Here is a 17,719-nt window from a genome sequence, read left to right as displayed (position 1 = left end):
GTCGTCATTGCCGGGCCTGTCCCGGCAATCCATCTCGCCTCCGCTGGGGACCACCGGGACAAGCCCGGTGGTGGCGAGCGCTGGGAGATCGGTACAGGCATCCCAGCTCTGCAATTCGAATGCCTTGAGCCCAAGGATACAGAAGCGTAGAAGACTGCCGTACCGGTAGTTACTCCATGCCCATCCGCCATATTCTCCTCGCCCTTCTGGTCGTCGCCATCTGGGGCTTCAATTTCGTCGTCATCAAATTGAGCGTCGAAGCGCTGCCGCCCATTCTGGCGGCCGCCCTGCGCTTTTCCGCGGCCGCCTTCCCGGCCATTCTCTTTGTAAAGCCGCCCAAGGCGCCGGCCTGGCTGGTGATCGCCTTCGGCCTCTCCTTCGGCTTTGCGCTCTATGCCTTCCTCAATCTCTCGATTGCCTGGGGCATGCCGGCAGGCCTTTCCTCACTCGTGCTGCAGACCCAGGCCTTTTTCACCATGGCCATGGCTTTCGTCTTGCTGGGCGAGCGGCCGAGCAAGTTTCAGGTCATTGGCGCAGGAATCGCGTTTCTGGGCATCGGCGTCATCGCCTTTGAACGTATAGAGGGCGCTGGTTTCGTGCCGCTGCTGATGGTGTTGCTGGCCGCGCTTGCATGGGGTCTTGCCAATGTGTTGACCAAGAAGGCCGGCAAGGTCAACGCCATTGCCTTTACCGTCTGGGGCTCACTGGCCGCGCCCCTGCCGCTCTTCGCGCTATCCTTCGCCACCGAAGGAAGCGACGCGATATCAGCCGCTTTCGCCGGTTTTAGCTGGTCCGATGCAGCGCTGATCGCCTTCCTCGCCTATCCGGCGACTTTGCTCGGCGGCGGCATCTGGAGCTGGCTCCTGGGACGCCATCCCGCCTCGGTCGTCGCCCCCTTCACCCTGCTCGTCCCGATCACCGGTCTCTTGTCCGGCTATCTGGTCTTGGGCGAAACCATCACCGCAATCGAGATTGTGGGCGGCATGCTGGTGATCACAGGCCTCGTCGTCACCTTGAGAAAATCGAAATCAGCCGAGCCGGCAATCCGGCTCGACTGATCGTTCGGGGTCTTAGTCGACCAGGGAATCCTGCGCGGCCGGTTCTTCGGCCGGTGCGGCAGGCACATCGAGCGGCGCCGGTACGGCCTCAAGAGGTGCCGGTACGGCTTCGGCCGGGGCCGGCACGCTGGCCGGCTGCAGCGCATTGAGCTGTTCCGGCGTCAGGCCGCCAGCACCTTCAATATCGGCCGCGGCGAATTCCTCGGGGGTCAGGTCCGGCCAAACAACCTGCAGCTCTTCGTAGCTTAGGCGGCCGTCGCCATTGGCATCGACATCGGCAAAGGTCAGGGGTGTCTGTGCCATGACGGGCACGGCGAAAAGGCTGGCGGCCACAAGGCCGAGGGCGATCTTGCGCATGGGAGAAAATCCTATGGTCAAAGGAGGAGCGACGAGGTCGCAAAATGAGGACGCCACCCCCTAAGGGTCGGAGTGGCGTGCAGCCCGGAACCGGGCGAAGGCTTAGCTGGCCGGAACGGCAGCAGCTGCAACGAGGGCATCATATTCTTCGGCGCTGAGCTCACCATTGCCGTCGGTGTCGGCAGCCGTGAAGGCCTCCTGGGTCAGGTCAGGCCAGGCAACCTGCGCTTCGACCAGCGAAACGCCGCCATTGGCATCGGTATCGACCGAGGCAAAGTCAGTGGCAGCCTGCGCCATCGCAGCGCCGGTGAGGCCAAAAATAACGAGGGAGGACAGAACGATCTTCTTCATGGTGTTGCTCCATGCTTTTGGGAACGTGCGATGGGAGATTGGTCTCCCAACGACGGGCTGCTCTCCTGCGGCCCGTGACCAAAAGACTGGCGGCGCAATGTGTCTGCGGACCGACCACACAAAGGCGTGATCGGACAAATCTCTGGGCCATTTCCGGGCAATGGAAATAGACCGTAAGATCGGCACTTCTGGAATGTTTTGGGGATTAACTGGAAGACGACTGCAGTCGCAGTGGCAATGTTTCCATCAGCAACTGATCACGATTTCAACAATGCAAGATCAACTTGAAGGCCAAAACGGGGCGACTGTTCACGGCCAAGTGATCAGCCCTCCCCCAACAGACTTAGATGTCTGAGCCCGCCGAAAACCGGCGGAGTCAGAGTTCGGGGCGGATGAAATCGCCGTCGTGGTCCATAACCCACAGTTCGCCGGTCGAGATATCGAACCAGGCGCCGTGGACGGCCAATTTCCCCTCGGCCTCGAGCGCGGCCACATAGGGGAAAGTGCGCAGGTTCCGGATGGAGTTGCGGATCGAAATCCGCTCCATCGCCGTCTGCCGCTCGGTCGAGGTAAGAAGGCTGTTCTGCCCGAGCTGACTCGGCAATTCGCCCAGCATGCTCATCCACTTGCCGATGAAATCGCCAGAATCGAGTGGCTTCAGGTCGGGATCAAGCGCCGCCTTGATGCCACCGCAGCGGCCATGGCCCATCACCACAATATTGGCAATGCCCAAGGCCTTGACGGCAAATTCGATCGCCGCCGACGTACCGTGCTGTCCGCCGTCGGGCTGATAGGTCGGCACCAGATTGGCGACGTTGCGCAGCACGAACATTTCGCCTGGCCCGGAGTCAAAAATCATTTCCGGCGCCGCGCGGCTGTCGCAGCAGGCAATGATCATGGTGGTCGGCTTCTGGCCGGCCTCGGCGAGATCGCGAATGCGTTCCTTCTCGCGGACATAGCGCCCGGCTAGAAAGTTTGCGTGACCGTCGAGCAGTTCTTGCGGAAAGCTGTGCATGCCGTCTCGATTAGCGCTAAGAGGCAAGAGAATCAATCTCGGCGCTGGGCTCGCGCCGCAATGGGGGTATGCATGCTTATCTATCGCTTCCTGACGGGCGAAGACGACTCTTTGTTCTGCCACAAGGTCACCAAGGCGCTTTCTGAAGGCTGGCAGCTGCATGGCAGCCCCACTTACGCCTTCGATGCGGTCAGCAAGAAGATGCGCTGCGGCCAGGCCGTGACCCGCGTCGCCAAGGATCAGCCTTACGATCCCGACAAAAAACTCATCGATTTTTGATGCGAATGGGCCGGCTCACGCCGGCTCAATTCACTTCGTCAGTTCGGCAAGGCGCAGATGCTGGAGCAGAACGACGGTCTTTCCATCGATGATGCGGCCATCGCGACAGGCCGCAAGGGCGTCATCGAGGTCCATTTCGATCACTTCGAGCTCCTCACCTTCTTCGACGAGGCCGCCGCCAAGGTCGCGATAGGTGTCCTCGCCATAGTGGCCGACGAAGAGGCTGACCTTCTCCTGCACCGAACCGGGCGACATGTAGACATCGCTCACATGCACAATGTCGCGCGGTTCGTGCCCGGTTTCCTCGATGGCCTCGCGCCGCGCGCAGGTTTCGGGATCGTCACCATCGAGCAGGCCCGCACAGGCTTCGAGCAGAAAGGCGGCATCGCCATTGGCGAGCACAGGATAGCGGAACTGCCGCACCAGCAGAACCGTGCGCTTTTCCGGATTGAAGAGAACAATGGAAGCCGCATTACCGTGGTCGTAATTTTCGCGGCTGAGACGCTGCACGGTGCCGTCGTCGCGGCGATAGTCAAGCGTCACGCGCGTCAGCGTCCCCCAGTCATCCGAGAGCGTTTCCGAACCGATAAGGGTGACTTTGCCGTCCATGATGCTTCCTTCGCCTTTGGCCGGAAGCTGGCGCATTTTTCCCGATTCTGGAACTCAATCCCGGCCCGGCAATTCTGCCATGCGCTCTGCCAGCGCCTCCTGGCCCGAGGATTTCAAACCGTACACCGCGCCTTCGAAATCCCTGGTGTCCCGGTTCTGGCTGAGTTTTGACTTGGCCATGGTCCGCGTGACGGCAATGCGGAAGGCAACAATCTTGCCCAGCATGTCAGTCATATAGTCCGCCGGCGCATCGGCCATGCGCCAGGCCTTCTCGCCATTGAGCCGCCGCTCGTGTTCGCGCGTCAGAAGGCCCACCGCGGCCCGTTTGCTGCTTTCGTCGTGCTGAAAGCTGATCGTGCCATGCATGTGCACGACCTGATAGTTCCAGGTCGGCACCTGCTTATGGTGCTCGGCCTTGCTAGGATAAAAGTTGGGCGAGACATAGCCGTCAACCCCGCGGAAGATAACCAGCACCTCCTGCCCCTCGGCAATCAGCCGGTGCATGTCATTGGCGAGCGCGATGTGCCCGACGAGTTCGCCGCGCTTGTCGACAAGGATCGGCATGTGATTGGCGATCAGGCCCTCGGCTGTATTCGCTACCACGCAGCCGAGTGGCGCCGCAGCGATCACTGCTGCGATCTCCGGCGGGTCGATTTCCTTAAAATGCTCGGGCAGATACATAGGCGCCTCACGGAAAAACTCAGCCGCCCAGAACCAGTTTGAGGGCAATGGCCCACATCACCAGGGCGATGATCCCTTCCAGAATACGCCAGGCAAACGGTTTGACGAAGATGGGACGCAGAAAAGCCGCGCCATAGCCAAGGGCAAAGAAAAACGCGAAGGACCCGGTAATGGCGCCGGCGGCAAACTGCGCCTCGCGCCCGGCAAACTGCGTCGAGATGGTTCCGAGCAGCACGACCGTATCGAGATAGACGTGGGGGTTGAGCCAGGTAATGGCGAGGCAGGCCAGCAGCGTCGGCAAGAGCGGCCCCGCCATACCGCTATCGCTCACCGACAGAGCACCATGCGATTTGAGCGCCGAATAGAGGCTCTTGGCCCCATACCAGATGAGAAACGCCGCGCCACCAAAGCGCATCACCGGATCGAGCCAGGGCAACACGGCGGCAATCCGCCCAAAGCTTGTCACGCCCAGGACGATCAGCACCGCATCCGAAAGCGCACAGACGAGGCAGACGGCAAAGACGTGCTCGCCCTTCAACCCCTGCCGAAGCACGAAGGCATTTTGCGCGCCGATGGCGACGATGAGACTGAGCCCGATGGAAAGGCCCGCGATAAAAACCGGAATATCCATGCCCTTGCGCTAATCGACCGCGCATGGTTAGGCAAATTAATCTGCCTAACATCGAATTAGCTGAGCTAATCCATGATCGATTATTCCGCCGCTCTAGCCGTCGCCCGGATCGTACAGACCGGCAGCTTCGAAAAGGCCGCCCGCGCCCTCAACGTCACGCCATCGGCGATCTCCCAGCGCGTCCGGCAACTCGAGGAGCGCATGGGCACGGTTCTTATTGAGCGCGGCACACCCTGCATCGCCACCGAAAAAGGCGCCTGGCTCTGCCGCCATATGGAACTGGTCGGCATGCTGGAAAACGATCTGCTAAAACATCTGCCGAACCTCGGGGCGGAACAAACCGGCCCGACGACGGTCGATATCGCCGTCAATGCCGACAGCCTCGGCACCTGGTTTCTGCCAGCCGTTGCCGCTTTTTCGGAAAATTCCACCGTCCTGCTCAACATCACCGTCGACGATCAGGAGCACACCGCCGAAGCCCTGCGCCGCGGTCGGGTGCTGGCCGCGGTGACGGCATTGGCCGAACCGGTCGCCGGTTGCCGCACCATTCCCCTCGGCCGCCTGCGCTATCTCGCAACGGCCAGTCCCGCCTTCATGCGCCGCCATTTTGCCGATGGGGTGACGAAAGAAGCCCTGTCGAGGGCTCCCGCCCTGACCTTCAACCAGAAGGACCTGCTGCAAAACGACTGGGCGACAAACCTGCTTGGTGAAACCGTCTCCGGCCCGAGCCATTTCCTGCCTTCAACGCATGGCTTTGTCGAAGCCTGCCTCCTCGGTATGGGTTGGTGTCTCAACCCCATTCATCTCGTGCGCGACCATCTGGCGGCAGGACGTCTCGTAGAACTGGTGCCGGGCGCAGTGCTCGATGTGTCGCTCTACTGGCAGGTGAGCCGCCTCGCGGCCGGTCAGTTTGCGGACCTGACCAATGCCCTGGTGGAAGCGGCTCGACGCGAACTCTTTCCTATGGCGCCATAGGAAGCTGGAGCCGCGCCTTTTCGAGGGCCGGGAGCAATTCGCTCTCGATCGCTTCGGCCGTCAGCGGCCCGACATGCTTGAAGATGATCTTGCCTGATGTATCGACAACAAAAGTTTCCGGCACGCCATAGACGCCCCAATCGATGGAAACGCGCCGGTCGCGATCGGCTCCTATGGCGTCATAGGGATTGCCGAGTTCGGCCAGAAACGCCCGCGCATTCTCCGGCGCATCCGAATGATTGATGCCGAAGAGGCGCACGCCGGTTTTTTCCTTCAGCGCTTCGAGCAGCGGGTGCTCGTCGCGACAGGGAATGCACCAGGAGGCAAAGACATTGACCACGGTCGGCTCGCCCGTGAGCGAAGCCGTATCGAAACCGGGCACATCCATACCCTCCACCGGAGCCAGCGTAAACTGGGGGGCCGGCTTGTCGATCAGCACCGAGCGGACAAGGCTCGGATCGCGATTGATGGTGCTGGCGAAAACCGCGATGAGGCCGACAAGCAGCAGCAGGGGGGCTGCAAAAAGCAGTTTCTTCATTGGGCTGAACTGTTCGAGCGAGTGTCACCCAGCTCTTCCAGCCGGCGCTTGGTCTGGCGCGTCGTAAACACCGTCCAGCCAATAAGACCGGCAAGCCCGGCAAAAACCCCGACATAAGCGGCGATGATGAATTCGGCATGGGCGCCAAGAGCGATCATCGTGCATCTCCCCGCGCAGCGCGGCGTTCCAGCGTCGTGATCCGGCGCCGGCGCACTTCGGTGTGCATGGCCGCAAGCTGCAGCGTAATGAAGAGGAAGGTGAAGGCGAAGAACATGACGAACAGCGGCGTCAGGATTTCGCCCGGCATGGTCGGCCCATCGGCGCGGAAAACGCTGGCCGGCTGGTGCAGCGTGCTCCACCAATCGACCGAAAACTTGATGATCGGAATGTTGACCGCGCCCACAAGCGTAAAGACCGCAACGACACGGGCGGCGCGCAGCTGATCGTCAAAGGCGCGCCACAGCGCAACGATGCCGAGATAGATGAAGAGGAGGACGAGGGTCGACGTCATACGCCCGTCCCACTCCCAGAACGTCCCCCAGGTCGGGCGACCCCAGAGCGAGCCGGTGAAAAGCGCCATGGCGGTAAAGGTGGCGCCCAGCGGCGCAGCGGCCTTCATCGACACATCGGCCATCGGATGACGCCAGACCAGCGTGCCAAGCGCCGAAACGGCCATGGTGGCGTAGACGAACTGGCTGAGCCAGGCCGTGGGCACGTGCACATACATGATGCGGACCGTGTCGCCCATGTACTTTTCCGGCGGCGAGGAGAAGAGGCCATACCAGAGGCCGATGACGAACAGCACGCCCGTGAGCACTGCCAGCGGCAGGACGAGCGGGCGGGTCTGGACGACGAACTGACCGGGATGGGACAGCCGGTTCCACCAGCTCATTTTGGGTGTCGTATCGATCGTCATACTTGCCGGGGGCCTTCGGAACGCATGTCGCGGTGAGATCAGAACGCTCTAATCTTCGCCCCAGTCTATCGCAAGGGCTGCCGCGAAGGGAGAGAGCACCACAACCATGAGACTGAGTGCCGCAAGGAGGAGTGCCGCGGCCTGCGCCTGGTCCGGCCCGCCACTGGCGGAAATGGCTCCGACCCCAAAGATCAGGACAGGCACTGAGAGCGGCGCAATCAGGATAGGCGCAAGGAGGCTTCCCCGCCGTGTGGCCACGGTTACTGCAGCACCGATGGCCCCGAAACCCGCCAGAGCCGGCGTGCCAAGAAGCAGCGACAGCACCGTGCGCCAGAATGTTTCACCATCCATGGCAAGGAGCAGCGCAAGGGCGGGCGATGCCAGGATCAACGGCAGCGCTGCGGTCAGCCAATGGGCCATCACTTTTGCGGCAACCACGGCCGAAAGCGGAATATCAGCCAGCCGATAGAGCGCCAGCGTGCCATCGGCCCGATCCGGCCCGAACAGCTTTTCGAGGCCGAGCAGCATGGCGAGGAAGGCCGCGATCCAGACGATGCCCGGCGCAATGCGCGCCAAGAGCGCCTTGTCCGGTCCCACCGCAAAAGGCACCACCGCGCCAACGATGACAAAAAACAAAACGAGCGTGAGAATTTCGCCGCCACCGCGCAGGCTGAGCCGGATTTCGCGCGAAAGCACCGACAGAAAGCCGCTCATGCACCGGCCTCCAGCGTGAAGACGCCAAGCCCGCCGACCGCGATGGCATCGTGGCTGGCAATGACAGCTATGCCGCCAGCGGCCAAATGATCGCCGATCAGCCCGGCCAGCAGCTTTTGCCCTTCCGTATCGAGCGCGGATGTCGGTTCATCGAGAAGCCAGACCGGGCGCGCCGAAACCAGCAATCGCGCCAGCGCCAGGCGGCGCTGCTGCCCTGCCGAGAGATAGGCAGCGTCAAGCTTGGCTTGTCTGCCAAGACCAACGCGATCGAGCGCTTCGGCAACCGGCATGGCCGCATTGCCGTTGATGCCACACCAGAACTCAAGCGTTTCAACCGCCGTCAGGCGCGGACGGATGGCATTGCGATGGCCACAATGATGGAAAGCAGGACCAAAATCTTCGTCATGCCCCTCCAGCACGACGGATCCTTCGAGCGGCTCAAGAAGACCCGCGAGGGTAAGAAGCAGCGTCGATTTGCCGGCGCCATTCGGACCGCGCAGCAGCAAGCCGCTACCGGCCGGAACCGACAACGCGATATCGCGCGCCAGCACGGTGTCACCGCGACCGACGCCCAGTGCGAAGGTCCTGAGGCAGAGCGGAGAATGGACTTGCCCTTCAGTCATGACCCCATCTCGTATTGAACCATGGGCGAGACTGGCAAGGGCTTTTCCGATTGACTATAAAGGACATAGATTAGAGTCATTCCAGCAAAGCGCGGTTTTACCGGCGGCCCCCATTGCTCTCCGGTAGGCAGCGTTACAGCAGCAAAGGGCGGAGCAAGTGGCCTCACTAGACAGCTTCAAATCCAAGTCGACCCTGACGGTCGGTGGCAAGACCTATACCTATTTTTCCATTCTCGAAGCGGAAAAGAACGGTCTGGCGGGCGTCTCCAAGCTTCCCGGCTCGATGAAGGTCGTGCTCGAAAACCTGCTGCGCTTTGAAGACAACCGCACGGTCAAGAAGGAAGACATTCTGGCCATCGCCGAATGGCTCGTCACACGCACCTCTGAATATGAAATCCAGTATCGACCGGCCCGCGTGCTGATGCAGGATTTTACCGGCGTTCCGGCCGTGGTCGACCTTGCAGCCATGCGCGACGCGACAGCAAAGCTCGGCGCTAATCCGCAAAAGATCAATCCGCTCGTGCCCGTCGATCTCGTCATCGACCACTCGGTGATGGTCGATTCCTTCGGCACCCCCCTCGCCTTCCAGCAGAATGTCGAACTCGAATATGAGCGCAATGGCGAGCGCTATGAATTCCTCCGCTGGGGCCAATCCGCCTTCGACAACTTTCGCGTGGTTCCTCCCGGCACGGGTATCTGCCACCAGGTGAATCTCGAATATCTGGCCCAGACCGTCTGGACCAAGGACGAAGATGGCGAAACCGTCGCCTATCCCGATACGCTCGTCGGCACCGACTCGCACACGACCATGGTCAATGGCCTCGCCGTACTCGGCTGGGGCGTCGGCGGCATCGAGGCTGAAGCCGCCATGCTCGGCCAGCCGATCACCATGCTGATCCCCGAAGTCGTCGGCTTCAAGCTCACCGGCAAAATCAACGAAGGCATCACCGCCACCGACTTGGTGCTGACGGTCACCGAAATGCTGCGCAAGAAGGGCGTGGTCGGCAAGTTCGTCGAATTCTATGGCCCCGGCCTCGACTATCTGAGCCTCGAAGATCAGGCGACCATCGCCAATATGGCCCCCGAATATGGCGCCACCTGCGGCTATTTCCCGGTCGACGCCGATACGCTCAAATTCCTTTCCACCACCGGCCGCGATCCCGATCGCGTGGCATTGGTAGAGGCCTATTCCAAGGAGCAGGGCATGTTCCGCACCACGGACACGCCCGACCCGGTCTTTACCGCGACGCTCGAACTTGACCTGTCCACCGTCGTGCCCTCGCTCTCCGGCCCAAAACGCCCGCAGGATCGCGTGGCGCTGAAAGACGTTACCCGCGCCTTTGACGCAGCCCTCCCCGAGCTCTCGGGTGGCCGCATCGAACGTACCCGCCTGCCCGCCGACAAGCAGGAAAGCCGCTTCGTCGATGAAGGCGCCAATGGCGTTCACGACATCCCCGAAGAAGCCGCTTTCGAGGTAAAGGGCACCGACTACCACATCACTGATGGTTCGGTTGTCATCGCCGCCATCACCTCCTGCACCAATACCTCCAATCCCTCGGTGCTGGTCGCCGCCGGTCTCGTCGCTCGCAAGGCGCGCGCCCTCGGCCTCAATTCAAAGCCCTGGGTGAAGACCTCGCTGGCGCCCGGCTCACAGGTCGTCACCGACTATCTTACGGCCGCAGGCCTGCAGGCCGATCTCGACGCCATCGGTTTCAATCTTGTCGGCTATGGTTGCACCACCTGCATCGGCAATTCCGGGCCCCTGCCCCAGGCCATTTCCGATACGATTAACGAGAACAAACTGGTCGCCGCCTCGGTGCTCTCGGGCAATCGCAATTTTGAAGGCCGCGTGAACCCCGATGTGCGGGCAAACTATCTCGCCTCCCCGCCACTGGTTGTCGCCTATGCCCTGCTCGGCACGCTCAATGTCGACATCACCACCGAACCGCTCGGCACCAGCAAGGATGGCAAGCCGGTCTACTTGAAGGACATCTGGCCCTCCAACCACGAGATCGCCGAGATCGTCCGCAAGCACGTCAATGCCGACATGTTCCGCTCGCGCTATTCCGACGTGTTCAAGGGCGACAAGCACTGGCAGTCGATCTCGGTCGAAGGCGGCGAGACCTATGGCTGGAACGGCGCTTCCACCTATGTGCAAAACCCGCCCTATTTTGAGGACCTGACCATCGAGCCTAAGCCGGTCACTGACGTGGTTTCGGCCCGGGTGCTGGCGCTGTTCCTTGATTCCATCACCACCGACCACATTTCCCCGGCCGGTTCCTTCAAGGCCGGCACCCCCGCCGGAAAATACCTGACCGAGCGCCAGGTCGCCCCGAAGGATTTCAATTCCTACGGTTCCCGTCGCGGCAATCATGAAATCATGATGCGCGGCACCTTCGCCAATATCCGCATCAAGAACATGATGCTCGACGGCGTCGAAGGCGGTTTCACCAAGGGTCCCGATGGCTCGCAGATGGCGATCTACGATGCCGCCATGGCCTATCAAGCGCAAAACACGCCGCTGGTGATCTTTGCCGGCAAGGAATACGGCACCGGCTCCTCGCGTGACTGGGCCGCCAAGGGTACGAACCTCCTGGGCGTGAAAGCCGTCATCGCCCAGAGTTTCGAACGTATCCACCGCTCGAACCTCGTTGGCATGGGCGTCATTCCCTTGCAGTTCAAGGACGGCGAAAGCTGGCAGACCCTCGGCCTCGACGGCACCGAAACCGTTGATATCGCCGGCGTGGAAAACATCGAACCGCGCGCCACGGTCCCCGTAAAAATCACGCGCGCCGATGGCTCCGTGCTCAATATCGAAACCCGCTGCCGCATCGATACCGCCAACGAGCTCGACTATTTCAGGAACGGCGGTATCCTGCACTACGTGCTGCGCAGCCTCGTTGCCGCTTAGGCAGCAAACCAAATCGTACAAGAATGGCAGCCCACGAGGCCGCCATTTTCGTTTCGGGCACTGACAACTCCGATTCCGCCTTCTCACCCTCTTTTGACTAGGCAGCGGGTGCTGGGCCAGCCTACAACCTTGCCCATGATCTCAAGACCCCTCATCGGCCTCGCTCTAGCGCTGGCGGCTAATTTTTGTGTGCTCGGCGCCGCCGCGTCTGCGGAGCAGCACATCGAACCCAAGGCCGTGGTAGAACTGTTCACGAGCCAGGGCTGCGCCTCCTGCCCGCCCGCCGATGCCCTGCTGACCGCTCTTGCCGAGCGCGAAGATGTGGTCGCCCTAGCCTTTCACGTCGACTATTGGGACTATGTGGGCTGGAAGGACACTTTCGCCCAGGAAGCCTTTTCCGATCGCCAGCGCGCCTATGCCAAGAGCTGGGGTTCCTCGCGCATCTATACCCCGCAGGTCGTCGTCAATGGCGCCAAGGCCGTGGTCGGCTCGCGCCGCAATGAAGTGCAGCAAGCCGTCGATCGCGCCAGCCTGCCTCTGGCCATGGACCTCACGCTCAATGGTGACATGCTGAAAATTTCCGTGCCGCCCAAGGCCGATCTTTCCGACGCCGTCGTCTGGCTCGTGACCTATATGAACCGCGCCGACGTCAAGATCGACAGCGGCGAAAATGCCGGAAAGTCCATGGTCTATACCCAGGTGGTGACCGGACGGCAGGTACTGGGCATGTGGGAAAGCGAGACCGGCGCTGAACTCAAGCTCCCCCTGGGCGAAGTCTTGGGCGCCGCCAATACCGGCATTGCCATCGTCGTGCAGCAGGAGCGCGGGGGCCTGCCCGGCGCCATCCTCGCCGCCGGCGCTTACGAGCCCTAGGGCCCGACACACAAAGAAAACGCCTGCTCCGGGGGCTTGGAGCAGGCGTGACTATAAGGTCAACTTTTAGGAGACTGGCAACCGGACGTCATGGTTGGGGGCTCGGTCGGTCCGGTTGCCAGCCGCTGGAGGCAATGGTGAGAAGATGCCGGCCCAATTGGGCGTCAGAAAGGACGAATCGTGGCTGAAATGGGATTTTTTCTTCCCTTGCCAAGGCGGCGGAATATGCCGATCATGACTATCCGATGACATGAATCTCGGTGGAGGTCGCGTGCAGGGTCGTCAACCAAATGAGCCTCCGGCCAATCTTTCGCTGGTGCATGTGGGCGAGCCACAGAGCCAGCCGTCCCGCCCCGCTCAGCCCATCGTCGCCTTCGATCGCCGCGAACTGATGCAGATCCTGTCGGTCTATGGCCGCAAGGTCGGTGCCGGTGAATGGCGGGATTACGCCATGGACTTTCTCAAGGACCGGGCGCTTTTTTCCATCTATGCCCGCGTCTCCGAACGCCCGCTTTTCGTCGTCGAGAAAAACCCGAAACTGCGCGCCAGACAGGGCCAATACATGGTCACCAACCAGCAGGGCCGTATCCTCAAGCGCGGCCACGACCTCGCACAGGTCCTGCGCGTACTCGATCCCGACCTGGCTGTCGTTGGATGAGCATTTCGGTTCGGCGGGCGGAGCCGGGCGACGTCCCCGCCATGAGCCGCGTGCTCACCGCCTCCATCATCGAACTCTGCGCCACTGACCACGGCAATGATCCCGCCGCCATCGCCGCCTGGACGCGCAACAAGACGCCCGAAGGCGTCGCCACCATGCTGGCCAATGCCAATCTCCTCATGTTCGTCGCCGAGGTGGCCGGCGAGATCGGCGCCGTGGGTGCCGTGACACGAACCGGTGAGATCGCCCTCAACTATGTGGCCCCGGACATGCGCTTTCTCGGGCTCAGCAAGGCATTGCTGGCGCGACTCGAGACCGAATTGCAGGCTCTTGGCTTCCAGGAGGGGCGGCTTGAAGCGACCGCAACTGCCCAGCGCTTTTACGAGCGCGCCGGGTGGCGGCTCGATGGCCCGCAGGCAAGCGGCCGCGTGGTCAATGGCTATCCGATGAGGAAGGTGCTGGCGGGCTGAATTTTCCGGCCAGTTCATCTTCATCCGGCGGCTCGAAAGTACCAGCCCATTGCCGCAGGAATTCGAGCGGCAACACATAATGATTCCCGCCCGCCGTCGCATTGCGCAGCGTGACGCGGCGCTCCAGTTCAGTGAGATCGACATGCTCGAAATGGATCGCGCAACTGGCGCCCAGCGCCTTGGCGCGTGCGGCAAAGGAAGCCCGTTCCGCACGCGACCAGAAACCGAAATCGAGGATGACATCGGTACCCCGCGCCAGCAGGGTTTCGGCGATTTCCCACATCAGCGCCTCGACCTCGTCGTGGCGCCGGTCATGGTCGGGATGATGGACGTCATTACCAAAAAGCCGAAGCTGCCATTCGTCCGGCGTCAGCCGCAAGGCGCCGGTTTCAGCGGCGAGCAGCTTTGCCCGCGTGGTCTTGCCCGAACCGGGCAGGCCGACCATGAGGTGCAGCACGGCCAGGGTCAGAGCGCCTTTTGCAGATGCACGATATCATGCCAGCGATCGAATTTGAGGCCCACCGACTTGTAGTAGCCGACGCGCTCGAACCCGAACTTTTCGTGGATGGCGATGGAATTGGCCGTGTCGGCCGTGATCACCGCCAGCATCTGCTTGAAACCATGCGCCTTGGACTGGATCAGCAGTTCCGTCAGCAGCGCCTTCCCCAGGCCCTTCCCGGTCTCGGTGGGGTCCAGATAGATCGAGTCTTCGCAGGTAAAGCGATAGGCAGCGCGCGGACGATAAAAACTCGCATAGGCATAGCCCAGCACTTTTCCGGCGCGTTCCGCAACAATGACCGGATGACCCAATTTAAGAAGCCCCGCATATTTTTCCGCGATTCCTTCCTCGCCCGGCGCTTCGGTATCGAAGGTGATGGCGGTGTTATCGACATAGTGGCGATAGATCGTGGTGATCGCAGGAACGTCGGACCAGGAAAACGGGCGGAGGGAAAAATCGGACATGGCGGCTTACAAAAGAAAAGGACCGCAGCCTTTGTAGGCTGCGGTCCGAATATCAGTCCAACCAAATTCCTTGATTGAGCAATCAAGGAAGCTGCTGATTACTCGCGATTGCCGAAGAGGCGGAGGAGCATCAGGAACAGGTTGATGAAGTCGAGGTAGAGCGACAGGGCACCCATGATGGCATTCTTGGCCATCACATCGGCGCCATAGGCGTCCGAATAGCTTTCCTTGATCTTCTGGGTGTCATAGGCGGTCAGACCGGTGAAGATCAGCACGCCGACGACCGAGATGATGAAATCGAGCATGGACGAAGCCATGAAGATATTCACGATCGAAGCGATGATGATGCCGATAAGGCCCATCATCAGGAAGTTGCCCATGCCGGTCAGGTCACGCTTGGTGGTGTAGCCGTAAAGGCTCATCGCGCCAAAGGTAGCGGCGGTGATGAAGAACACCTTGGCGATCGAGGCGCCGGTATAGACGAGGAAGATCGAGCTGAGCGACAAGCCCATCACGGCCGCGAAAGCCCAGAAGATAGCCTGGGAGGCGCCGACGGAGAGCTTGTTGATGCCGAAGCTCAGCACCAGCACGAAGGCCAGCGGCGAGAGCATGATCACCCAGGACAGCGGGCTGCCATAGATGAGCTGCGCATTGGCTTCGCTCGAGAGCGCCCACTGGCTGGTGAAGTAAGCCACGACGCCCGTGACCACGAGGCCAAGGCCCATGTAATTGTAGACGCGCAGCATATAGCTGCGCAGGCCCTCGTCGATGGCCAAGGCCGAGCCGGCCCGCGCACCGAGGGTCTGACGGTCATATTCAGCCATTCTAATTCCCTTTCCCTTGGAAAATCGCGGTCGATATCACCGCCGGGGGCAATTGGCTTTTGCCACTTGAGTGCAAATATGGATTCGGACCTGTTGATTTACAAGGCGAAACGGAACGCTGCGACATCTGTGACTGGCCAGATGACCCGATTGTGTTAGGGTCTCCATCAGATTCCGTCGCTCCTGCCTGGGAGAACTGCCATGCCCCGGCTTTTTACCGGCCTCGAAATCCCCTCCGATATCGGCTTTGCCCTGTCGCTGAAGCGCGGCGGCCTTAACGGCGCGCGCTGGATCGAACCGGAAAACTATCACATTACTTTGAGATTCATCGGCGATGTCGACAACAAGACCGCCAATGAGGTCGTGGACAATCTCGACTATCTCAGCCAAAGCCTGCGCTTTCCCATAAAGCTCACGCATCTGGGGACCTTTGGTGGCGACAAGCCCCGGGCCCTTTATGCCGGGGTCGAGCCCAGCGAAGCGCTCAATCGCCTGCAGGCCGCGCATGAGCGCATGCTGCAGCGCGCCGGCCTGCCGCCCGATGGCCGAAAGTTCGTTCCGCATGTCAGCCTCGCCCGGTTGCGCGGTACCGCTGCCGAAGACGTCGCGCGCTTCATTGCCGAGGCAGGCCGCTTCGAACCCTTAAGTTTTTCGGTTGCGCGCTTCGCGCTCTTTTCGAGTCGGGATTCGGTGGGGGGCGGCCCCTATGTGGTGGAAGAAACCTATCCTCTTGCCGCCTGAATGCTCTCGCTCACGCAAGCGTTAGCCTCGTTTTAACCGTTCGGGTTCAAAGCGGGACCTTGTGGCGTGCACCTGCCAAATTGCCGCCGCCTTTGCCGAGCATTTGAGGCAAAAGCGGCGCATGAAAGGCCCGCTTGACAGGTTAGTAACCATGTTTGCGGCATGCTGGGCGGACGCATCCCACGCGAACTGGCAGCGAAAAGAGGAAGAATTGGCAATGAAGAAAAAGACCGGTGGCCTCGTATTTGGGCTCGCGGTGACTGCTCTCGTGACATTTGCGACCGCCGCCCAGGCGCAGCAGGCCACGGAATTGGGCTCGTTCAACGCCTGGACCGCCTGGCAGGCAACCGATGCCAGCGGCCAGATCTGCTATATTTCGGCAACGCCGACCAAGTCGGAGCCCGCGGGCGCCAATCGCGACCCGATCCACTTCATGATCATCCATCGCAAAGGCCTCGGCACCAAGAACGAAGTCCAGACCCTGATCGGCTATCCGTTCAACGCCACCGCGGCCAATGCCAGCGCCTCCGTCGACGGAAAATCCTATCCCATGGTCACCGAAGGCTCGGCCGCCTGGCTCGCCTCGACCGGTGACGAGGCCGGCTTCGTTTCCGCCTTCAAGGCCGGCAGCCAGCTCCTAATCAAGGGCACGTCGCAGCGCGGTACCAATACCACCGATACCTATTCGCTCTCCGGCGCCACCGCCGCGATGAACGCCATCGACGCCGCCTGCAAGTGATTTGGGCTTTGCCCGCTCTTTCGTTTAGACCATAAAGGGCGCCGGGCTTCGGCCCGCGCCCGTATCAATGCTGTGAGCCTCCCGTCCATGACCCCTGGAAAAAAGTCCGCTCTCGCCCTGGCCCTTGTACTTGCCACCGCGCTTCCGGCGCTGGCGCAGTCGGCGCGGGTGCTGGGGGATTTCAGGGATTGGTCGAGCTATGCGGCTGACGATGGTTCAGGCACGATCTGCTTTGCCATGACCAAGCCCAAAACCTCGGACCCGGCATCCGAAGGCCAGGGCTATCTCTACATCACCAATCGCCCCGGCGAGGACGTGGTCAGCGAAATCAACATCGTTGCCGGCTACACCTTCCAGACCGGCTCGGTCGCGACAATCAGCGTCGGCGGCCAGAGCTTTGCGCTCTTCACCCAGGGCGATGCTGCCTGGCTCGACGATTCCGGCCAGTCTGCCGCCCTCGCCGCCGCCATTCGCGCCGGCTCGTCGCTGACCGTGCAGGGCACCAATGCCGCCGGCACCCAGGTCATCCAGAACTATTCGCTCTCCGGCGCCACCGCTGCCCAGCAGGCCATCGGCGCCGAGTGCTGATCGGCCACTGGCCGAAACCGGATTTATCCAGTTTATCCCCGCCCCTTCGAACCAGTGATAAAACAGCTCCATTCCCCCCACGGGACGGAGTCGAGACGGACGGCTGCGGGGATGCTGAGCGCGCGGGACCGTTCCCGTGTGGGTTCGGGGGCTGGTCCCATGCGACGAGCGATCAAGTGGCGCTATAAGTCCTGTCCAAAAAATC

Annotated in this window: 24 protein-coding genes; 10 read left to right on the top strand and 14 right to left on the bottom strand. The window is 61.4% G+C overall.

Annotated features, from left to right (window positions below; genetic code table 11):
* Positions 1–176: 176 nt before the first annotated feature.
* Positions 177–1,058, top strand: a complete 882-nt coding sequence (locus J7557_RS08465; RefSeq protein ID WP_291419263.1) for an EamA family transporter — start codon at positions 177–179, stop codon at positions 1,056–1,058.
* Positions 1,059–1,070: 12 nt separating this feature from the next.
* On the opposite strand, the gene J7557_RS08460 is transcribed toward J7557_RS08465, so the two are convergent.
* The 3 genes from J7557_RS08460 to J7557_RS08450 form a co-directional block, all read right to left on the bottom strand.
* Positions 1,071–1,415, bottom strand: a complete 345-nt coding sequence (locus J7557_RS08460) for a hypothetical protein (RefSeq protein ID WP_291419261.1) — start codon at positions 1,413–1,415, stop codon at positions 1,071–1,073.
* 102 nt (positions 1,416–1,517) lie between these two features.
* The gene (locus J7557_RS08455; RefSeq protein ID WP_291419259.1) at positions 1,518–1,766 is read right to left on the bottom strand and encodes a hypothetical protein; all 249 of its coding nucleotides are present in this window, start codon (positions 1,764–1,766) and stop codon (positions 1,518–1,520) included.
* A 376-nt stretch (positions 1,767–2,142) separates the two neighbouring features.
* Positions 2,143–2,781 carry a carbonic anhydrase gene (locus J7557_RS08450; RefSeq protein ID WP_291419258.1) on the bottom strand — a complete coding sequence of 213 codons (639 nt, stop codon included), beginning with the start codon at positions 2,779–2,781 and terminating at the stop codon, positions 2,143–2,145.
* 72 nt (positions 2,782–2,853) lie between these two features.
* Between J7557_RS08450 and J7557_RS08445 the strand changes: the two genes are divergently transcribed.
* Positions 2,854–3,060 carry a DUF1737 domain-containing protein gene (locus J7557_RS08445; protein WP_291419256.1) on the top strand — a complete coding sequence of 69 codons (207 nt, stop codon included), beginning with the start codon at positions 2,854–2,856 and terminating at the stop codon, positions 3,058–3,060.
* Between the two features lie 30 nt (positions 3,061–3,090).
* Here J7557_RS08445 and J7557_RS08440 read toward each other — a convergent pair whose 3' ends face one another.
* Genes J7557_RS08440 through J7557_RS08430 form a run of 3 tightly spaced genes read right to left on the bottom strand, consistent with a single transcriptional unit; the run spans position 3,091 to position 4,981 of the window.
* Positions 3,091–3,669 carry an NUDIX domain-containing protein gene (locus J7557_RS08440; RefSeq protein WP_291419253.1) on the bottom strand — a complete coding sequence of 193 codons (579 nt, stop codon included), beginning with the start codon at positions 3,667–3,669 and terminating at the stop codon, positions 3,091–3,093.
* Between the two features lie 54 nt (positions 3,670–3,723).
* On the bottom strand, positions 3,724–4,350 hold the full coding sequence (locus J7557_RS08435; RefSeq protein ID WP_291419251.1) for an FMN-binding negative transcriptional regulator: 627 nt from the start codon (positions 4,348–4,350) through the stop codon (positions 3,724–3,726).
* Positions 4,351–4,369: 19 nt separating this feature from the next.
* Positions 4,370–4,981 carry a LysE/ArgO family amino acid transporter gene (locus J7557_RS08430; protein WP_291419249.1) on the bottom strand — a complete coding sequence of 204 codons (612 nt, stop codon included), beginning with the start codon at positions 4,979–4,981 and terminating at the stop codon, positions 4,370–4,372.
* 72 nt (positions 4,982–5,053) lie between these two features.
* On the opposite strand from J7557_RS08430, the gene J7557_RS08425 reads away from it, so the two are divergent.
* Positions 5,054–5,956, top strand: coding sequence for a LysR family transcriptional regulator ArgP (locus tag J7557_RS08425; protein ID WP_291419247.1), 903 nt, complete (start codon positions 5,054–5,056; stop codon positions 5,954–5,956).
* Here the strand turns inward: J7557_RS08425 and J7557_RS08420 are convergent.
* Genes J7557_RS08420 through ccmA form a run of 5 tightly spaced genes read right to left on the bottom strand, consistent with a single transcriptional unit; the run spans position 5,943 to position 8,747 of the window.
* Positions 5,943–6,494, bottom strand: a complete 552-nt coding sequence (locus J7557_RS08420) for a DsbE family thiol:disulfide interchange protein (RefSeq protein ID WP_291419245.1) — start codon at positions 6,492–6,494, stop codon at positions 5,943–5,945. The two genes, J7557_RS08425 and J7557_RS08420, sit on opposite strands and share 14 nt — an antisense overlap.
* Positions 6,491–6,652, bottom strand: coding sequence for a heme exporter protein CcmD (ccmD, locus tag J7557_RS08415; protein WP_291419244.1), 162 nt, complete (start codon positions 6,650–6,652; stop codon positions 6,491–6,493). Before ccmD ends, J7557_RS08420 begins: the two co-directional genes overlap by 4 nt.
* Entirely contained in the window at positions 6,649–7,410 is a 762-nt protein-coding gene (locus tag J7557_RS08410) for a heme ABC transporter permease (protein WP_291419242.1), read from the bottom strand. The genes ccmD and J7557_RS08410 overlap by 4 nt, the downstream gene beginning before the upstream one ends.
* A 48-nt stretch (positions 7,411–7,458) precedes the next feature.
* A complete protein-coding gene (ccmB, locus tag J7557_RS08405; protein WP_291419240.1) occupies positions 7,459–8,124 on the bottom strand; it encodes a heme exporter protein CcmB in 666 nt (221 codons plus the stop codon).
* Positions 8,121–8,747, bottom strand: coding sequence for a heme ABC exporter ATP-binding protein CcmA (ccmA, locus tag J7557_RS08400; RefSeq protein ID WP_291419238.1), 627 nt, complete (start codon positions 8,745–8,747; stop codon positions 8,121–8,123). The genes ccmB and ccmA overlap by 4 nt, the downstream gene beginning before the upstream one ends.
* A gap of 157 nt (positions 8,748–8,904) precedes the next feature.
* Between ccmA and acnA the strand changes: the two genes are divergently transcribed.
* From acnA to J7557_RS08380, 4 genes are all read left to right on the top strand, one after another.
* On the top strand, positions 8,905–11,658 hold the full coding sequence (gene acnA / locus J7557_RS08395) for an aconitate hydratase AcnA (protein ID WP_291419236.1): 2,754 nt from the start codon (positions 8,905–8,907) through the stop codon (positions 11,656–11,658).
* A gap of 135 nt (positions 11,659–11,793) precedes the next feature.
* Complete coding sequence (locus tag J7557_RS08390) at positions 11,794–12,531, top strand: thioredoxin family protein (RefSeq protein WP_035084865.1); 738 nt, start codon at positions 11,794–11,796, stop codon at positions 12,529–12,531.
* 313 nt (positions 12,532–12,844) lie between these two features.
* Complete coding sequence (locus J7557_RS08385) at positions 12,845–13,189, top strand: DUF2794 domain-containing protein (protein ID WP_291419591.1); 345 nt, start codon at positions 12,845–12,847, stop codon at positions 13,187–13,189.
* Complete coding sequence (locus J7557_RS08380; protein ID WP_291419233.1) at positions 13,186–13,659, top strand: GNAT family N-acetyltransferase; 474 nt, start codon at positions 13,186–13,188, stop codon at positions 13,657–13,659. Before J7557_RS08385 ends, J7557_RS08380 begins: the two co-directional genes overlap by 4 nt.
* Here J7557_RS08380 and J7557_RS08375 read toward each other — a convergent pair.
* The 3 genes from J7557_RS08375 to J7557_RS08365 all read right to left on the bottom strand — a co-directional run bounded on the left by J7557_RS08375 (position 13,622) and on the right by J7557_RS08365 (position 15,446).
* Positions 13,622–14,116, bottom strand: coding sequence for an ATP-binding protein (locus tag J7557_RS08375; protein WP_291419231.1), 495 nt, complete (start codon positions 14,114–14,116; stop codon positions 13,622–13,624). The genes J7557_RS08380 and J7557_RS08375 overlap by 38 nt on opposite strands.
* Before the next feature lie 8 nt (positions 14,117–14,124).
* A complete protein-coding gene (locus J7557_RS08370) occupies positions 14,125–14,622 on the bottom strand; it encodes a GNAT family N-acetyltransferase (protein ID WP_291419229.1) in 498 nt (165 codons plus the stop codon).
* 98 nt (positions 14,623–14,720) lie between these two features.
* Positions 14,721–15,446, bottom strand: coding sequence for a Bax inhibitor-1/YccA family protein (locus tag J7557_RS08365; protein ID WP_035084858.1), 726 nt, complete (start codon positions 15,444–15,446; stop codon positions 14,721–14,723).
* A gap of 201 nt (positions 15,447–15,647) precedes the next feature.
* On the opposite strand from J7557_RS08365, the gene thpR reads away from it, so the two are divergent.
* The 3 genes from thpR to J7557_RS08350 all read left to right on the top strand — a co-directional run bounded on the left by thpR (position 15,648) and on the right by J7557_RS08350 (position 17,514).
* Positions 15,648–16,187, top strand: a complete 540-nt coding sequence (gene thpR / locus J7557_RS08360) for an RNA 2',3'-cyclic phosphodiesterase (RefSeq protein WP_291419226.1) — start codon at positions 15,648–15,650, stop codon at positions 16,185–16,187.
* A gap of 217 nt (positions 16,188–16,404) precedes the next feature.
* Positions 16,405–16,926: an invasion associated locus B family protein gene (locus J7557_RS08355; RefSeq protein ID WP_051960785.1), complete on the top strand. Its 522-nt coding sequence runs from the start codon at positions 16,405–16,407 to the stop codon at positions 16,924–16,926.
* A gap of 87 nt (positions 16,927–17,013) precedes the next feature.
* Positions 17,014–17,514, top strand: coding sequence for an invasion associated locus B family protein (locus J7557_RS08350; protein ID WP_291419222.1), 501 nt, complete (start codon positions 17,014–17,016; stop codon positions 17,512–17,514).
* Positions 17,515–17,719: the final 205 nt, after the last annotated feature.

It is taken from the genome of Devosia sp., from assembly GCF_017744655.1.
Classification (GTDB): Bacteria; Pseudomonadota; Alphaproteobacteria; order Rhizobiales; family Devosiaceae; genus Devosia.
This window is presented reverse-complemented; position numbering and strand designations above follow the sequence as displayed.

What these genes read in the sequence shown, in the direction of transcription:
- ccmB (WP_291419240.1), bottom strand. Translation starts at nt 8,124, where the DNA reads ATGAGCGGCTTTCTGTCGGTGCTTTCGCGCGAAATCCGGCTCAGCCTG.
- J7557_RS08455 (WP_291419259.1), bottom strand. Translation starts at nt 1,766, where the DNA reads ATGAAGAAGATCGTTCTGTCCTCCCTCGTTATTTTTGGCCTCACCGGC.
- J7557_RS08450 (WP_291419258.1), bottom strand. Translation starts at nt 2,781, where the DNA reads ATGCACAGCTTTCCGCAAGAACTGCTCGACGGTCACGCAAACTTTCTA.
- J7557_RS08410 (WP_291419242.1), bottom strand. Translation starts at nt 7,410, where the DNA reads ATGACGATCGATACGACACCCAAAATGAGCTGGTGGAACCGGCTGTCC.
- ccmA (WP_291419238.1), bottom strand. Translation starts at nt 8,747, where the DNA reads ATGACTGAAGGGCAAGTCCATTCTCCGCTCTGCCTCAGGACCTTCGCA.
- J7557_RS08445 (WP_291419256.1), top strand. Translation starts at nt 2,854, where the DNA reads ATGCTTATCTATCGCTTCCTGACGGGCGAAGACGACTCTTTGTTCTGC.
- J7557_RS08420 (WP_291419245.1), bottom strand. Translation starts at nt 6,494, where the DNA reads ATGAAGAAACTGCTTTTTGCAGCCCCCCTGCTGCTGCTTGTCGGCCTC.
- J7557_RS08435 (WP_291419251.1), bottom strand. Translation starts at nt 4,350, where the DNA reads ATGTATCTGCCCGAGCATTTTAAGGAAATCGACCCGCCGGAGATCGCA.
- thpR (WP_291419226.1), top strand. Translation starts at nt 15,648, where the DNA reads ATGCCCCGGCTTTTTACCGGCCTCGAAATCCCCTCCGATATCGGCTTT.
- J7557_RS08370 (WP_291419229.1), bottom strand. Translation starts at nt 14,622, where the DNA reads ATGTCCGATTTTTCCCTCCGCCCGTTTTCCTGGTCCGACGTTCCTGCG.
- J7557_RS08440 (WP_291419253.1), bottom strand. Translation starts at nt 3,669, where the DNA reads ATGGACGGCAAAGTCACCCTTATCGGTTCGGAAACGCTCTCGGATGAC.
- ccmD (WP_291419244.1), bottom strand. Translation starts at nt 6,652, where the DNA reads ATGATCGCTCTTGGCGCCCATGCCGAATTCATCATCGCCGCTTATGTC.
- J7557_RS08350 (WP_291419222.1), top strand. Translation starts at nt 17,014, where the DNA reads ATGACCCCTGGAAAAAAGTCCGCTCTCGCCCTGGCCCTTGTACTTGCC.
- J7557_RS08365 (WP_035084858.1), bottom strand. Translation starts at nt 15,446, where the DNA reads ATGGCTGAATATGACCGTCAGACCCTCGGTGCGCGGGCCGGCTCGGCC.
- J7557_RS08460 (WP_291419261.1), bottom strand. Translation starts at nt 1,415, where the DNA reads ATGCGCAAGATCGCCCTCGGCCTTGTGGCCGCCAGCCTTTTCGCCGTG.
- J7557_RS08355 (WP_051960785.1), top strand. Translation starts at nt 16,405, where the DNA reads ATGAAGAAAAAGACCGGTGGCCTCGTATTTGGGCTCGCGGTGACTGCT.
- J7557_RS08380 (WP_291419233.1), top strand. Translation starts at nt 13,186, where the DNA reads ATGAGCATTTCGGTTCGGCGGGCGGAGCCGGGCGACGTCCCCGCCATG.
- J7557_RS08430 (WP_291419249.1), bottom strand. Translation starts at nt 4,981, where the DNA reads ATGGATATTCCGGTTTTTATCGCGGGCCTTTCCATCGGGCTCAGTCTC.
- J7557_RS08425 (WP_291419247.1), top strand. Translation starts at nt 5,054, where the DNA reads ATGATCGATTATTCCGCCGCTCTAGCCGTCGCCCGGATCGTACAGACC.
- J7557_RS08390 (WP_035084865.1), top strand. Translation starts at nt 11,794, where the DNA reads ATGATCTCAAGACCCCTCATCGGCCTCGCTCTAGCGCTGGCGGCTAAT.
- J7557_RS08465 (WP_291419263.1), top strand. Translation starts at nt 177, where the DNA reads ATGCCCATCCGCCATATTCTCCTCGCCCTTCTGGTCGTCGCCATCTGG.